We start from the raw sequence: 13,426 nt of genomic DNA, 5'->3' as shown, positions 1-13,426 counted from the left end.
CGGCGTTTGATCAGTACGGTAGAAATATATCAATAGGTAAGGTTGCACTTCCCTAAAAATAATCCTAGTCTCCTCATCCCATGAAAGAATTATCTTTTTTAACCGCTCTATCGGCGGGTTTGCTCTTGATGCATTCTGCCGGATACGGGCAGGCAATTAATTCATTAAAGGGACAACCGAGTCGTCCTGGATATGCGAACTTTCACTCCAATCTTGGAATACAGGAAATTATTGAGGTGGGAGTGCCGGTAAAGGTGGGAGAAATTGCTCAACCAAAAACCGCAGCTTTTCCAGCCTCAAAGGGATTGGGCGAAAGAGCGGGCAAAGAAACTGAGATTGTGAGCCCCAAACCGGATACCGATTCTCAGCCCGGTTGGTTCACTAAGAGCGAGGCGCAAGCAGAAACTGATTCGGTTCCCGTTTCGAATACAAAGAATTTTTCTGGTTTGGACTTCTCGGCAAGTGCTGGTTTGCGGGCCTATCAAACCTCCAATGTCTTACGGGTGAATTCAGGGGAGCAAGAGTCGGGGGTACTGGAAAGTAATATCGGGGGAGCAATAACTCGTTCGAGTAGTAAGGTGGGAGAGTATGTAACAATGATTCCCCGGTTGGATGTAATGATGCAATGGGCCAATTACGGAGAAGATACGGTAAGCGACCTGTTGGACTATCGATTCACTTTAGCGAAGGCAAGTTTTGCCTTTTCATTCCCCAAGGATTGGACGCTTACCCCGGCAATTGAATATAACTTATTAAATAGCCAGTCGAGTGGAGACCGAATGTTTGACGCGGTTGCTCCTTCAATCAATTTACAGAAAGCGACTGTTTTTAATGAGCAGTCCATTTTGTTATATGATGTGTCGCTCAAATATAACAACACGGATAAAGTAATTCCTTTTAATACTTCCAGTGGTTCCAGCATACCAGGAGTGTTTGCGGATGATGGGGATAATATTCAATATTCTCTTAACTTGACCTACATTCAATTATTTGGGGAGGAAAACCAATGGATGGTAATGCCCAGTTTTGGAGTGACCCGATCGGCCTACCAAAATAATACTCACGAGGGTAGAACAGATTACCTGGTTAATTTGGGTGTAACCGGAATTTACCAGTGGAAGCCATGGTTAGGATTTCAAACTTTTATTAATTATACGAACATGTCGACCAATGACAAAGGAGAGGGTTTGTTATTAAGTTCATCGAGTTCCAAAACGGTGGATATTGGAGCGGCGGTGACAGGAAATTATCAATTTTGAAGGTTTGACCTAGAGGGTATCCTTCTTTTTTATAGGTCCTATGTTTAGGTTCTTCTCTATTTTACTATTTTACATTTCCATACTTGGATCGTTGAGCGGGCAAAGTATGCATTTATTATTATCGCAGGTTGGAGATAGTGCCTTCACTGTACGGGAAAAAGGAATTACCGAACCAGTCCAGAAATCAAGTTTCTTAACGATCGATTCGCGGATCACCGTGCCCGCTCGAAGTGGACTTGAAACCATGTCAGCAGGTTATCAATTTCGATTTGGATCAGATACCCGATTTACGATCACGAAAGAATCGATACATATGCACGAGGGTTCCCTCATGATTCAATCTCGAAAAATTGGCAATAAGGTTTCCATTCAAGGGCCCGAGGCATTGTTAGTTATTTCTGGTAGCGGTACTTGTATGGTGGAGGTCGAGACTAATGGTGGATTAAAGATTTTATGTGTATTGGGTCGAATTATTATTGGTTCCGGTGTTGCAAGTGATACCAGTGAATTATTGGCCGGTGAATTGGTTTTTCTTAAACCTGGTAATTCCGGTCTAGCGGATAAAATTAATGTGAACTTGGCCAAGGTCGTTGAATCCTCATTTTTACTTTCTGGTTTTCAAAACAGCAGTAGTTTTAGTCGTTCTCTTTCTACAGTGGTAAGAGCCCAACAAGAATCGATTGGAAAGACTTACAATGCGGAAGTGGGAGATGCCAAGGAAGCAAATACCTTTGAGATTGTGACCACGGTACAGGAGGAGGATGCGGATTTGGAAACTGACAACTTGGCAAGAGAATCCACCACAAAAAAGCGTGCATCTTACCAAGTTCCAAAATCTGACCCCCTGGAGGAATTGTTGGGAAGGACCCCCACGCGATCGAATTCTTTATTGTTGAAGTCCGAAAATTCAACCTCGTCTGAGTCCAGGCCATTACCCGGAACTTTGCTTCGATTTAAAAATTAACCAAGATTTCCTATAATTACCAAATTATGAATACTGTTACACCATTAATACTAGCCTCTTCAGGAAGTCATGAATACCTGTATGGTTTATTTTTTCTTATTGTCGCATTGGTAATTGGAGCTGCTACCCGTCACTTCTTACAACGTATCCCACTTCCGTTCACCGTTTTACTTTTGCTCATCGGTCTGGCAATGGGTGCGTTAAATCGTGCCTATGGACCACACGGTGGCCATAGTGAAGGAGAGCATGTAGCACATGTGGAGGGACTGTGGGGTAAATTTGTGGACACCCTAAGCGGTGCAATTACTTGGGGTGGTAATTTAGATGGTCATTTAATTTTGTATGTCTTTCTCCCCATTTTGATTTTTGAAGCTGGTTTTGCCTTAGATGTACATACCTTTAAAAAGTCGTTTTTTAATGCCTTTTACTTAGCGGGACCGGGTATTGTAACCGCCACCGTGATGTCCGGGGTGGCATTTTGGGGATTGATACAAATATTCGGAGGGGATGGAGGAGTTTTATCAGAATGGAATAGCGAGGCTGGGGCTTTTATTTGGCTATCGTCCATGCTTTTTGGGGCGGTGGTGAGTGCCACCGACCCGGTTGCGGTGGTTGCATTACTGAAGGATTTGGGTGCGAGTAAAAAGCTGGGGACGCTGATCGAAGGGGAGTCATTATTGAATGATGGTACTGCAATTGTTGCATTCGTTTTGTTAATTGGCGTGGTTACCGGGGCAGAAGTTTTTACTGGGACAGGGGATTTTATTGGAACTGCGGCAATTGGATTTGGTAAAATAGGAGCAGCGGGCGGATTAATTGGAGTTTTTCTTGGATTGATCGCAATTCTTTGGGTAAGAAAGGTCTTTAATGATCCTATGATCGAGATCACGGTTGTATTGGTGACTTCCTATGCGGTTTTCTTTATTTGTGAGCATTTTTTCCATGTTTCCGGAGTTCTTGGCCTTGTGGCATTGGGGATTGTGATGGCGGGAATTGGACGAACCCGTATCAGTCCCGAGGTGGAGCACTTCATGCATGAATTTTGGGAACTCGTCGCCTTTGTGGCCAATGTAATCATCTTTATTGTGGTAGGGGTTGTAATTGCTCAAAACGCCAATCCAACCGGAATGGATTTCTTGATTTTGGGATTAGTCTATGTGGGAATTCATTTGGTTCGGGCGATCAATATGGGGACATTTTATCCCCTCATGAAAAAGACTGGCTATGGATTGCCCGGGAAAGATGCAATTGTGGTATGGTGGGGAGCATTGCGTGGTGCCATTGGCCTCGCCCTTGCACTAGTGGTATACACGGAAAATTTTCGTTATGAATTTAAAGTGGAAGAGGGAGGTACTGGATATAAGGATTCCACCACTTCCGTTTTTGTTCTCGATAAGGAAAAGGCTACCGAATTTCGATTAAACAGTGATAAATTGAATTTACATCAGGGCTATGCAATCGGGCATGCTGTGGCGAGTATTCAGGATGGTAAGGTAGTTGGGATTGTTCAGGATGAGAGTCGAGCTTACAAAGAATTGGGGAAAGAAAGCTCCCAAGTGGCGGCTGAAATTCGGGAGGGATTGGCCAGCGGTGAGAAGGTTGTTTTAGTTTTGGGGGAAGGAAAAGGAGCGATTGCAAAGGCTTCTTTGGTCGGAATTTCCGCACGGGTTCGGGATCAATTCCTCTTTTTGATTTCTGGTATTGTACTACTCACATTGTTGGTGAATGCGACCACGGTTGGTCCGCTTGTTAACTATCTGGGCTTAACAAAGCTGCCCGCAGTGAAAAAACTAATGTTCTCCAATGCCTCCGGCAATGTGGCACAGGGTTGTGAACAGGAGATGGATTTGTTAAAGGATGACCGATTTCTCAGCGGAGCGAATTGGGGCGAGGTGCGCAAGTATTTACCGGATCCGGTGGCTTATCCATTAAGTGCAAGTGAGTTGGCTCAAATGGATACTCTTTCGGAAACAAGGAGGCGTCTATTAGAAAAGGAAAGAAGCAGTTATTGGGCACAATTTAGAGCCGGTCTTCTCAGTGCACAGGCAGTGGCACAACTCGATAATAATTTGAGCGAATTCTTGGATCTGGAGGGCAAGGTACCAATGACAGATCGTCCTTATCTTGATAAAGTATGCGGGGTCAGTAAACTAACTGAAGCATTTAAAGATTTACCCATTTTAAAAAATCATTTTACTGATCGAATCACGGTCAGTTATGATGCGTCAAAAGGCTTTGTAGTTGCCCAGCAGGATATGGCCAAAATGGTGGATAGTTTAGCGAAGGAACTCGATGAGAGTGGCGATGCTGAAAAACTACAGAAAACCACCCGGTTGTTAAAGGACGAGATTCGCCAAAACCGATTAAGGGGACTTAAGTTCATTCGTAATATGCACGAAAACTACCCCGAAGCGACGGTGGGGATTGAAACGAAGGATGCAATTCGTTCCGTGCTGAACCATGAACGGAATACGATTAAGAAATTGAAGTCGGATGGTATGTTAGAAGCGGATGAGGCCAGCCGCTTGATTATTGCAGTCGAAGAACGAATGAAGGAGGTGATGGAAAGTTCCCTTGACCTTCGTCTTCCCGAACCGGAGGAGGTTTTGAGAGAAGTGAACTGGTTGAAAGGAATGCCTGACACTTTGATCGCGAAAATTGTGAATGCCTCGGAATCCCGTGTTTATAATTCTGGTGATACTATTATGACGCAGGGGGGAGATGGAGATGGTATGATTGTAATTACCCGGGGAAGTGTAAAGGTTTCCATCGGAGATATTGTAGTCGATATTATGGGGCGTGGTGCAGTGATTGGAGAAATGGCGGTTTTGGCCGGAGTTCCCCGAACTGCCAACGTGGTGGCTGATTCTTCCGTAACTGCATTGTGGTTAACCACCGAGTCGATGCAGTCCATTATGGCCGAGTCTCCAGAGTTATCCGGAAGCCTTTGGAAAACTGCAGCGATGCGTTTTGCGGAGAACCTTATTGGGGCAAAGTCTCCCTACAATGCATGGGATCAAATGCGATTACGCCGCTGGTTAAATGAAGGAGAAGTAAGTGCTCCAGCCGAGGGTGAGTCCATTAATCTTTACGGTAAGGTTGGAATACTAGTTGCAGGGCAAGCGTCTGCATCTGCTAGTGCGGAAGCGATTACTGCACCTGCACTTTTGGATCTTGCCGATGCCACTTTTTCGGATAACGCAAAAGTATTTATTCGCGAATCTTAGAGGGATTTAGCGGATTGCACCCGGAATTAAGAGGGCAGAATAAACTAAAATGGCGGAGAGGGCGGGATTCGAACCCGCGGTACCTTGCGGTACACAGCATTTCCAATGCTGCACGATCGGCCACTCTGTCACCTCTCCGTAAATCAGTGTTCTTTAATGCCGATATGTTGTTGATCCGTCAATGATCAAAAAAGTGTATTTGTAGTATACTAATAATGGAGAGAGCGTTTTTTTTAATCTTTCTTCTTTGGGGTTTGCTTGTTTGAAAAGATTAGTTAGGCTTACTCAAATGCATATGACAGCAAGCGATGTTGCGTACAATGGTAAGGTGGAAGGCGATGTTATCGTTACCCGGGCGGATGCAGTAATAAACTGGATTCGCCAGCACTCCGTTTGGCCTATGCCGATGGGTCTTGCCTGTTGTGCGATTGAGTTGATGGCATCTGCCGCATCCCGATACGATATTTCACGCTTCGGGATGGAGGTAATGAGATTTTCTCCCCGTCAATCTGACTGCATGATTGTGGCGGGTACTGTCACTTACAAAATGGCCGAGGTGGTGAGAAGAATTTATGACCAAATGGGCGATCCCAAATGGGTAGTCGCGATGGGAGCTTGTGCTTCCACTGGTGGGATGTACCGTTCTTATGCAGTAATGCAGGGAGTGGATAATATTGTCCCGGTTGATGTTTATGTAAGTGGTTGTCCACCTCGTCCGGAAGCATTATTAGACGCGATGATGAAGTTGCAGGACAAGATCGGAAGAGATTCTTCCGTTCGTAATCTTCGAAAGACCAAGGCGGTTGCCGCCCAATAATTCGATGATAGACGAGGACTTTACAAAAAGTTTGCTTGAAAAGCATTCTTATCTCACTCAACGAGACTCAGTAGATTGGTTAACTGTTGAATGTGCACCCGAAAAGCTTGTTTCCTTTGTTCAATCTTTACGAGATTTTGAAGGTTTTGAAATTTTGATTGATTTAACCGCAATTGATCATGGGGAAGGTGAAGAATTTCGGTATTCCACCGTAATCCATTTATATTCGTTAGTACACCGTGGGTATGTACGAATCCATTCAATTTGTGCCGATAACGATAAACCTGCAATGCCATCAGTTTCGGGTATTTATCCGGCAGCAAATTGGCATGAGCGTGAAACCTTCGACATGTTTGGTATTCATTTTTCAGACCACCCCAACTTGAAACGAATTTTGATGTGGGACGAGTATCCCTACTTTCCATTGCGTAAAGATTTTCCCTTGGCTGGAATTGACACTCCGCTACCCGCAGATGATGTGGTTGAAGTGACGCAAGCCTCCGTCGAACCGGCACCCATGATGGGTGGGCCCTTTGTTTCTCCCAATTCGGGTTCGATGAGTGATTCCGAACCGAGGGCAAAAGATGAGAGTTGGACCGAAAAGAAGGGAAAACCTGTATGAGTACTACTAAAGAAATTTCAATCGGTGATATCGGTTCGCGCGGAGCCGAGGCAAGTACTAAGCTGGATGGGGATAAGATGGCCTTAAATGTCGGTCCTTCTCATCCCACCACTCACGGAGTTCTTCGTTTAATCATGGAACTGGATGGTGATTTAATCCAGAAATGTGAGCCTGTTCTTGGTTATCTTCATCGGGGAGATGAAAAGATTGCCGAGAATATGACTTACAATCAATTTGTTCCCTACACTGACCGGTTAGATTATTTAGCACCTTTGGCAAATAATGTCGCTTATGCCTTGACGGTTGAGAAATTGACTAATATCGAGATTCCTCCCCGTTGTCAGGCGATTCGGGTCTTGGTGTGTGAGATGGCAAGAATTTCAAGCCATCTATTAGGAATGGGAGTATTTGGTATGGATGCGGGCGCTTGGACTCCCTTTATGTACACTTTTACTGAGCGTGAAAAACTGTACACTTTATTTGAGGAATTAACGGGTGCCCGTTTTACTACCAGCTATACCCGAATTGGGGGAGTTGCCCGTGATGTTCCAGATGGTTGGTTGGGGCGCGTGGAAAGCTTTGTGGATCAATTACCCAAGGCAATTGGGGAGGTTGAAAAATTGCTTACCCGCAACCGAATTTTCTTAGATCGAACCGAAGGGATTGGAGAAATTTCCAAAGAAGATGCACTTGCTTATGGTTTAACCGGACCTAATTTGCGAGCCTGCGGTATTGATTTGGATTTGCGCAAAGATAAGCCTTACTCGGGTTATGAACAATATGACTTCGATGTTCCAATTGGTACGCGTGGAGATTGTTATGATCGATATTTAGTTCGGATCGAAGAGGTGTTACAGAGCATTCGGATTATCAAACAAGTGATTAAGGATTTTCCAACCGGTGCTTGGTATGCTGAAGATGCCAAGAAAATTTTTGCACCACCAAAAGAGAAAATATTATCGAGTATGGAGGAGTTAATCCAAAACTTCATGATCGTAACCGAGGGGCCACAAATTCCTGCGGGAGAAGTTTATTTTGAAGCCGAGAATCCGAAGGGTGCACTCGGGTTTTATGTCGTGTCTAAGGGTGGGGGAGTGCCCTACAGGATGAAAATACGAGCCCCCAGCTTTTGTAATCTTAGTATTTTAGAAAAACTGGCTCCCGGGCATTTCCTCTCCGATATCACTGTTATTTTAGGCAGTCTTGATTTTGTGATGGGCGAGTGTGATCGTTAGTAAATTTTATGGAACTTTCTAAAGAAACGCTTACTAAAATTGAGGAGGTCATTCCTCGGTACCCGGAAAAAAGAAGTGCCGCTTTAATGGTGATTCACTTGGTTCAGGATGAATTGGGCTTTATTTCCGATGAAACCTGTTCGTGGATTGCGGAAAAACTTGAAATTGAACCGATCAATATCAAGGAGTTGATTACCTTTTATCCGATGTTACGCGAAACGCCCTGGGCGAAAAAACATATTCGGGTTTGCCGGACTTTGCCCTGTGCTCTGCGTGGATCTTATGGAACTTGTAAAATCCTGGAAGATAAATTGGGGGTGAAGGAGGGACATGTTCGTGAAGATGGCGAGTTCTCGATTGAATTTATGGAATGTCTCGCAGATTGTGGCGAAGGTCCCGTGGTAATGGTGGGGGAAGATACCTACGAAAATATCGAAGGTAAAAATGCCGAGAGTTTTGCCGATCTTTTAGTGCAGGAAAAATTAGATACATCCAAGGACTTTACGAGTTATGAAAATGGCTTGGTTTCTAAGTCTCCAGTTTCAAAACCGACTAAGAAAAAATGATCAAAAAAAATACACCACAAGAAAGACGGATCATTTTAAAGCATGCGGATGATCCCAAATACTCAAATAAAATTGGCTGTTATTTAAAGAATAATGGTTATTCGATGTTGAAAAAGGCTTTTAAAATGAAGCCTGAAGAGATCGGAGAAGAGGTATTGAAGTCTGGTGTGCGGGGGCGTGGGGGTGCTGGTTTTCCTGCGGGAATGAAGTGGAAATTTCTGGATCGCAAATCGGGGAAGCCCATTTATCTTATTTGTAACGCCGATGAGTCTGAACCGGGTACTTTTAAGGATAGGCAAATCATGCACAAGGACCCACATCAATTAATTGAGGGCATGATGATTGCCGCCTATGCCATAGGAGCGAAACAGGCATTTATATATATCCGTGCAGAATTCTTTAAGGGAGCTCATATTTTGGAAGAAGCAATTGCGGAGGCCAAGGAAAAGAATTTCTGTGGCGATAAGATTTTAGGCTCTTCTTATTCCTGCGATTTGGTAGTTCATCGGGGAGCCGGTGCATACATTTGCGGAGAGGAGACTGGTTTGATTGAATCGTTAGAGGGAAAAAGACCAAACCCGCGAATTAAACCCCCTTATTTTCCTGCAGTGTTAGGGCTTTATCAATGTCCTACGATAGTCAATAATGTTGAAACACTTTGCAACGTGAAGCATGTCCTGGAAATAGGAGGAGAAGAATTTGCCAAGATTGGTAAGCCTAATAATACTGGCACTCGAATTTGGTGCGTTTCTGGCCAAGTGCAAAAGCCGGGTTATTACGAATTTGAGTGCGGTGCATTAACCCTTGGTGAAATGATTTATGATGTCTGTGGTGGTTTGTTGCCAGGACGTACTTTGAAGGCAGTTATTCCGGGCGGTTCTTCTTCCAAAATTTTACGGGCGGATGAACGATTTAGCGGGAAATTAAAAGATGGAAGCGATTTTGATTGGGGAATTGAAGACATTCCTCTCGATTTTGACGGTCCTGCTTCGGTGGGGAGTATGTCCGGATCTGGTGGAATAATTATCATGGACGATACCGTTGATATGGTCGAAGCCATGGCCAATATAAATGCTTTTTATGCTCATGAGTCTTGTGGCCAATGTACGCCGTGCCGTGAGGGTTCACTTTGGATGAAAAAAATAACCAAGAGGATGTGCGAGGGGGATGCTCGTCACGAGGATGCCGATTTGCTCCTTTCAGTAGCCAACCAAATTGAAGGTCGTACTATTTGTGCATTTGGGGAAGCAGCCGCTTGGCCAACCCAGAGTTTTATCGCAAAATTTCGAAATGAATTTGAAGAGAAGGCGAAAAATGGAAAAAATAAACCATCTCTTCAATTAATTTAATTTCTATGAGCAGTAACGGAAATTCATCTATGGTCACCATCAATCTTGATGGAAAAGAAGTCGATGTACCAGCAGGTATCAATATTATTGAAGCTGCTGCAATACACGGAACTGAGGTTCCCCACTACTGTTACCATCCACAACTGAGTGTGGCCGGTAATTGCCGGATGTGCTTGGTTGAGATGGGAACTCCGATGAGAGACCGTGGAACGGGGGAGGCTATTTTGGACAAGGACGGTGTACAAAAGATAGGTTGGATACCCAAGCCGGTAATCGGATGTGGTACCAATGTTTCACCTGGTATGCATGTAAAGACAAATTCCTCGATGGTAACGGGTTCGCAAGAGGGTATCATGGAATTCCTCCTTGTGAACCACCCTCTAGACTGTCCGATTTGTGACCAGGCAGGAGAGTGTCGATTGCAGGAATTTGCCACTGATTATGGGCGTGGATACAGCCGATATGTTGAGCGTAAAAATGTGAAGCCTAAACGAACCAAATTAGGTCCAAGGGTTACCCTCGATGATGAGCGTTGTATCTTGTGTTCAAGGTGTATCCGTTTCTGTCAAGAGGTGGTAGATGATGATGTTCTTGGTTTTGTGGATCGTGGTAGTTTTTCTACTTTAACTTGTTTTCCGGGTAAGGATCTTTCCAATAATTATTCCTTAAATACTGTGGATCTTTGTCCTGTCGGTGCATTAACCAGTTCTGACTTTAGATTCAAGATGAGGGTGTGGTTTTTAAAAGAATCTCCGAGTATTTGCACAGAGAGTAGTGCGGGATCTAATATTTTAGTTTCAAGTAGGGAAGGGGAAATTTATCGAATTACTCCCCGCAGGAATGACTCGGTTAATGATAGTTGGATGACGGATAGCGGTCGTGAATTGTATAAACAGGTAAAGTCAGATGATCGAATTATTACTCCCAGTATTGACGGCGAATCATCTACTCTAGCGGATGCGATTTCTTCTGCCTCAGAATTATTGAAGGATAAAAAATTGGCTATTGTCGGTTCTTGTCGTTCAACAGTAGAGGAACAGTATTTACTGACCAAACTGGCGCGGAATTTCAAAGGGAAGAAATTTTTGCGTGGACATTTTGGTGATGATGACGGAATCCTTCTTGCCAGTGATCGCACTCCTAATCTCCGTGGTGCTCTCGCTACGGGATTCTCCGCGAAATACCCCTCCGATCAATTATCCGATCTTTCGCGGGCATTGTCCAAGGGGCAGTTTGATACCTTACTTGTGATGGGGGAAGACATTTTGGATTCTGGTGTCACTCGGGATGATCTTAAGGGAATTAAGGTAGTGTACCTTGGAACTCACAGGAATGAAACATCTGCGTTGGCAAATGTGTTGATCCCCACACTTACCTCTTTTGAAAAAACAGGATCTTTCATCAATCGAACTTTTCGTTTACAATCCTTCAAGCAGGCAGTTCCTGGACCAGCAGGTTTACTTCCGGATCTTCATATCCTTGCCTCGCTGATTAATTCTTTGTCGGAAGAAGTCAAACAATCTGCTGATCTTGCCCAGATTTGGAAACAATTGAGTAAGCCCGCGACCAGTATTTTTCATAAGCTAAGCTTTTCTTCAATTCCAAGTGAAGGTTTTCAATTGGATGGAAAAAAGTGGTCTGAATTGGATTTTGTGGAAAAAAAAGCTCTTCATTTTTTACCCGCTAATCAATTACAGGAAGCCTAAGCACCATGTTTGATTTTGATATGCTGTTAATGGTTGGGTTAAAGTTCTTATTTGCTTTGCTTATGATCGGTGCAGTAATGACGATGGCAGGATATTCGGTTCTTGCGGAAAGAAAAGTGAGTGCATGGATGCAAGGCAGGGTGGGTCCTAACCGAACTGTTTTGCCTTTTATTGTGCATATTCCATTTGTCGGAAAATTTTTAAAGGGATTGGGTATGTTCCAACCACTCGCTGATGGATTGAAATTTTTATTTAAAGAAGAAATGATTCCAGGGCATGTTAATAAGTTATATTACAATTTGGCCCCAATTGTCGCTCTTGTTCCTGCATTGACTACTATGACTGTTTTGCCATTTGGTGAGTTCTTCGCCGAGGATGGCCGAACGATTCCCTTAATGTTAGCGAATTTGGAAGTGGGTATTTTATTTGTATTAGCGGTTTCTTCCTTGGGAGTATACGGAATTGTACTAGCGGGTTGGTCGTCTAATAGTAAGTATCCATTTCTTGGTGGAATTCGTTCTTCTGCTCAAATGATATCCTATGAATTAGCAATGGGTTTATCCTTACTTCCAATATTTTTATGGGTCAGCGAACCGGGGACTGGTGCGATGGGGCTTAGTCTGGTCGATATTGTAAATTCACAAAATGATCGAGCCTGGCTTTTGTTGGTGCAACCATTATCCGCCCTGATATTCCTGATTGCATTGTTTGCAGAAACCAATCGTTTACCTTTTGACATGCCAGAATCTGAAACTGATCTTGTGGGTGGATTTCACACAGAATACGGAGGTTTTAAGTTTGGTATTTTCTTTGTTGCTGAGTACGCACACATCGTAGTGGGTTCCGCAATCTTTACGGTTATCTTTTTGGGTGGTTGGCATTTCTTGCCCTGGATCGCCGATCCTTGGCCCGCCACATGGGTTGGAACTTTGCTTGGAATTGGCTGGTTTCTCGCCAAGACTATATTTTTAATCTTTTTCTTTATTTGGGTTCGTTGGACCATCCCCCGTTTTCGGTATGATCAAGTGATGAATCTCGGGTGGACAAAACTTCTTCCACTTGCTCTGCTTAATTTGATTTTTTATGTCTTGCTGGTGACTTGGCTTGATCAACCAACCGCTTAATTATTTTATCATGGCAAAAACCGTAGTCCTTCAACGCAAACCTCTTTCCCTTTCGGAAAGAACCTATCTTCCTCAAATTGTTACCGGTCTTAAGACTACTTTTTCAAACATGTTTAAAGAAAAAGTTACTCTTCAGTACCCGGAGGAAAAACCGATCATACCGAAGAACTACCGTGGTGTCCCCACGCTTGTTAAGGATCCAAACGGTCGAGAAAAGTGTGTCTCCTGTCAGTTGTGTGAGTTTGTCTGTCCACCTAAAGCGATACGAATTACACCCGGTTCAGTACCGGAGGGTGAAGAGGATCGTGAACATGTGGAAAAAGCCCCTCAAGAATTTGAAATAAACATGCTGCGGTGCATTTATTGTGGGTATTGTCAGGAAGTTTGTCCAGAAGAAGCAATTTACCTTCAGGATGAATATTCATCCTCCGGATATACTCGTGAGGAAATGATTAATAATAAAGAAAAACTGTATGAGCTTGGAGGTACATTACCGGACTCTCACTACAAGTGGGATCAAAAGAAAACAGCCGAGGAACAGGGGAATGATCACTAGT

General features: G+C 43.8%; 11 protein-coding genes and 1 tRNA gene. 11 read left to right on the top strand and 1 reads right to left on the bottom strand.

Annotated elements, in window-relative coordinates; all coding sequences use genetic code 11:
• Positions 1–80: 80 nt before the first annotated feature.
• The 3 genes from ACKPQ5_RS02155 to ACKPQ5_RS02145 all read left to right on the top strand — a co-directional run bounded on the left by ACKPQ5_RS02155 (position 81) and on the right by ACKPQ5_RS02145 (position 5,450).
• Complete coding sequence (locus tag ACKPQ5_RS02155; protein ID WP_407677447.1) at positions 81–1,259, top strand: hypothetical protein; 1,179 nt, start codon at positions 81–83, stop codon at positions 1,257–1,259.
• A gap of 106 nt (positions 1,260–1,365) precedes the next feature.
• Positions 1,366–2,223, top strand: a complete 858-nt coding sequence (locus ACKPQ5_RS02150) for a hypothetical protein (protein ID WP_407677446.1) — start codon at positions 1,366–1,368, stop codon at positions 2,221–2,223.
• Between the two features lie 26 nt (positions 2,224–2,249).
• A complete protein-coding gene (locus ACKPQ5_RS02145; RefSeq protein WP_407677445.1) occupies positions 2,250–5,450 on the top strand; it encodes a cation:proton antiporter in 3,201 nt (1,066 codons plus the stop codon).
• 50 nt (positions 5,451–5,500) lie between these two features.
• On the opposite strand, the gene ACKPQ5_RS02140 is transcribed toward ACKPQ5_RS02145, so the two are convergent.
• A tRNA-Ser gene (locus ACKPQ5_RS02140) sits at positions 5,501–5,588 on the bottom strand.
• A 157-nt stretch (positions 5,589–5,745) separates the two neighbouring features.
• Here ACKPQ5_RS02140 and nuoB point away from each other — a divergent pair.
• The 8 genes from nuoB to ACKPQ5_RS02100 are packed head-to-tail and all read left to right on the top strand — an operon-like array spanning position 5,746 to position 13,425.
• Positions 5,746–6,267, top strand: a complete 522-nt coding sequence (gene nuoB, locus ACKPQ5_RS02135; protein ID WP_407677449.1) for an NADH-quinone oxidoreductase subunit NuoB — start codon at positions 5,746–5,748, stop codon at positions 6,265–6,267.
• A gap of 4 nt (positions 6,268–6,271) precedes the next feature.
• On the top strand, positions 6,272–6,889 hold the full coding sequence (locus tag ACKPQ5_RS02130; RefSeq protein WP_407677444.1) for an NADH-quinone oxidoreductase subunit C: 618 nt from the start codon (positions 6,272–6,274) through the stop codon (positions 6,887–6,889).
• Complete coding sequence (gene nuoD / locus ACKPQ5_RS02125) at positions 6,886–8,124, top strand: NADH dehydrogenase (quinone) subunit D (protein WP_407677443.1); 1,239 nt, start codon at positions 6,886–6,888, stop codon at positions 8,122–8,124. Before ACKPQ5_RS02130 ends, nuoD begins: the two co-directional genes overlap by 4 nt.
• Positions 8,125–8,132: 8 nt before the next feature.
• A complete protein-coding gene (locus ACKPQ5_RS02120) occupies positions 8,133–8,690 on the top strand; it encodes an NADH-quinone oxidoreductase subunit NuoE family protein (protein ID WP_407677442.1) in 558 nt (185 codons plus the stop codon).
• Positions 8,687–10,039: an NADH-quinone oxidoreductase subunit NuoF gene (nuoF, locus tag ACKPQ5_RS02115; RefSeq protein WP_407677441.1), complete on the top strand. Its 1,353-nt coding sequence runs from the start codon at positions 8,687–8,689 to the stop codon at positions 10,037–10,039. Before ACKPQ5_RS02120 ends, nuoF begins: the two co-directional genes overlap by 4 nt.
• A 5-nt stretch (positions 10,040–10,044) precedes the next feature.
• Positions 10,045–11,745, top strand: a complete 1,701-nt coding sequence (locus ACKPQ5_RS02110; RefSeq protein ID WP_407677440.1) for a 2Fe-2S iron-sulfur cluster-binding protein — start codon at positions 10,045–10,047, stop codon at positions 11,743–11,745.
• 5 nt (positions 11,746–11,750) lie between these two features.
• Complete coding sequence (gene nuoH, locus ACKPQ5_RS02105; RefSeq protein WP_407677439.1) at positions 11,751–12,869, top strand: NADH-quinone oxidoreductase subunit NuoH; 1,119 nt, start codon at positions 11,751–11,753, stop codon at positions 12,867–12,869.
• Between the two features lie 10 nt (positions 12,870–12,879).
• Positions 12,880–13,425, top strand: coding sequence for a NuoI/complex I 23 kDa subunit family protein (locus tag ACKPQ5_RS02100; protein WP_407677438.1), 546 nt, complete (start codon positions 12,880–12,882; stop codon positions 13,423–13,425).
• The last annotated feature ends 1 nt before the right edge of the window (position 13,426 follow it).

It is taken from the genome of Candidatus Seribacter sulfatis (assembly GCF_964187635.1).
Lineage (GTDB): Bacteria > Verrucomicrobiota > Verrucomicrobiia > Opitutales > Seribacteraceae > Seribacter > Seribacter sulfatis.
This window is presented reverse-complemented; position numbering and strand designations above follow the sequence as displayed.